Source organism: Methylobacterium cerastii (assembly GCF_022179125.1).
Classification (GTDB): Bacteria; Pseudomonadota; Alphaproteobacteria; order Rhizobiales; family Beijerinckiaceae; genus Methylobacterium; species Methylobacterium cerastii.
Window position 1 is genome coordinate 1 of sequence record NZ_BPQG01000122.1, and the last position, 1,240, is coordinate 1,240.

A 1,240-nucleotide genomic window follows, 5' to 3' on the forward strand; every position below is an offset into this window, starting at 1 on the left:
GACGGCGAACTGGGCCTTGGCCATGACCCACTCACGCGGGCCCATCTTCCACGCCTTCTCGGAGCGGTTCAAGACCAGGTAGAGCAGCTTCAGCGCGGCCTCGTCGGTCGGGAAGTGGCCCCGGGCGCGCACGGCCCGGCGTAGCGTGGCGTTCAAGGCCTCGATGGCGTTCGTCGTGTAGAGGATCCGGCGGACGTCGCCAGGGAACGCGTAGAACGGCACGACCTCACTCCAGGCCCGCCGCCGACTCTGGCCGATGGCCGGGTACTTCCGGCCCCACGCGCTCGCCTCGAAGGCAACCAAGGCCGTCTCGCCGGCTGTGGCGTCGAGCGCGCGATAGATGTCCTTGAGCGCGACCGCCACCGCTTTGCGATCCTTGTAGGAGACGAAGTCGAGGCTGTGGCGCAGCAGGTGGACGATGCAGGTCTGGACCATCGCGTCGGGGAAGACCGCCCGGATCGCGTCGGGGAAGCCCTTCAGCCCATCGACCACGGCAAGGAGCACATCTTCGACGCCGCGGTTCCTGAGCTCGTTCATGACCCGCAGCCAGAATTTGGCGCCCTCGTTCTGCTCCAGCCACAGGCCGAGGATCTCCTTGGATCCGTCGGCGCGCACGCCGAGCGCGATGTGCACGGCCTTGTTCCGGACGAGGCCCTCGTCGCGCACCTTGATCCGCAAGGCGTCGAAGAACACGAGCGGGTAGACCGGCTCCAACGGCCGGGCCTGCCAGGCGGCGACCTCCTCCAGCACCGCGTCGGTCACCGTGCTGATCAGGTCGGGTGAGACCTCGATCCCGTAGAGCTCACGCAGGTGCCCGACGATCTCTCGGGTGCTCATGCCGCGGGCGTACATCGACACGATCTTGTCGTCGAAGCCCGGAAAGCGGCGCTGATAGCGGGCGATCAGCTGCGGATCGAACGTCGCCTGCCGGTCGTGGGGGATCGCCAGTTCGATCCGGCCCGTCTCGGTCATGACCGTCTTGCGGCCGTAGCCGTCGCGGCTGTTGCCGGCGTCCTCGCCCGCCAGATGATGGTCCACCTCGGCGTTGAGCGCCCGCTCGGCCAGGGCCTTCTTCAGCCGATCAAGCAGGCCGTCGGCTTCAAACGCCGCCTTCGGATCGGCACCGGCCAGCAGCTGGTCCAGGATCGCGTCAGGGATGTGGGGTGCTTTGCGTCGTGCCATCGGAAACCTCCTTCGGATCCACTATGGCCGCCTCCACACGAAATTCCTGACAGTCCCG

Annotated in this window: 1 protein-coding gene; it reads right to left on the bottom strand. The window is 67.3% G+C overall.

Annotated elements, in window-relative coordinates; genetic code table 11:
- Window positions 1–1,182: IS256 family transposase (locus tag MFF13_RS25640; RefSeq protein WP_238273320.1), on the bottom strand; the 1,182-nt coding region annotated here is incomplete at its 3' end.
- Window positions 1,183–1,240: the final 58 nt, after the last annotated feature.